This window comes from Vibrio sp. YT-18, assembly GCF_033337345.1.
GTDB lineage: Bacteria > Pseudomonadota > Gammaproteobacteria > Enterobacterales > Vibrionaceae > Vibrio > Vibrio alginolyticus.
In genome coordinates this window covers 1-1,264 of the sequence record NZ_JAWOQO010000142.1, presented here as the reverse complement: position 1 = coordinate 1,264, position 1,264 = coordinate 1, and the positions used below count along the sequence as shown (strand labels likewise).

Below are 1,264 nucleotides of genomic sequence, written 5' to 3'. Positions count from 1 at the left end.
CGTTACGAATCATTGGTTTGTTGGTTGGGATAACAACAGTTTCCAAGCCATAAATAGATTGGAACTCAAACGCTTCAGTATCCGCTGTACCAGTCATACCAGACAGTTTCTCGTATAGACGGAAATAATTCTGGAATGTGATAGAGGCTAGCGTTTGGTTTTCGTTTTGGATCTTAACGCCTTCTTTCGCTTCGACAGCTTGGTGAAGACCTTCTGACCAACGACGACCTGGCATTGTACGACCAGTGTGTTCATCAACGATCACAACTTCGCCGTCATCGTTAACGATGTAATCCACATTACGCTCAAACAGCACATGTGCTCGTAGAGCAGCATTTACGTGGTGAAGCAAGCTGATGTTCGCTGGTGAGTACAATGTATCACCTTCTTCCATCAAACCATTTTTAACCAATAGCTCTTCTACGTATTCTTGACCCGTTTCAGTCAAGTGAACTTGTTTTGATTTTTCATCAACAGTGTAGTGACCATCGCCACGATACTCTTCAGAATCTTCTTTATCTTGCTTCTGTAGGTGTGGGATAAGCAGGTTGATTCGAGTGTAAAGTTCTGAACTGTCTTCTGCCGGACCAGAGATGATCAAAGGAGTACGAGCTTCATCGATAAGGATTGAGTCCACCTCATCGACCACAGCAAAGAAACGTTCGCGCTGAACACGGTCTTCATTGCGGAAAGCCATGTTGTCGCGCAAGTAATCGAAACCAAACTCGTTGTTTGTTCCGTATAGAATATCAGCTTGGTACGCTTCTTTTTTCTCTTGAGGAGGCATGTTAGGCACGTTAACACCCACCGTCATACCTAAGAATTCAAATAGCGGACGGTTTGTCTCCGCATCACGTTTAGCGAGGTAGTCGTTGACCGTAACAACGTGTACGCCTTTACCAGGAAGTGCATTTAGGTAAGCAGGAAGAGTTGCCGTTAAAGTTTTACCTTCACCCGTGCGCATCTCTGCGATTTGGCCTGCATTTAGCACCATACCGCCGATGAGCTGCACGTCGAAGTGACGCATACCGTATACACGTTTAGACGCTTCACGAACAGTAGCAAAAGCTTCTGGAAGTAGCTTATCAAGAGTTTCGCCTTGCTCTAGGCGCTCACGGAACTCAACAGTTTTCGCTTTAAGCTCTTCATCTGAAAGTGCTTCAAATGTTGGTTCGTAGTTATTGATCTCTTTTACAATTTTTCTAAGGCGGCGCAGTGTTCGGTCGTTGCGACTGCCAATCACTTTTGTCAGTAGCTTAGTTAT

1 protein-coding gene is annotated in these 1,264 nt (G+C 44.9%); it reads right to left on the bottom strand.

What is annotated here, in order from left to right:
* The coding region (locus tag R7M72_RS24990; RefSeq protein WP_411913726.1) for a DEAD/DEAH box helicase at positions 1-1,264 on the bottom strand (1,264 nt) is incomplete at both ends.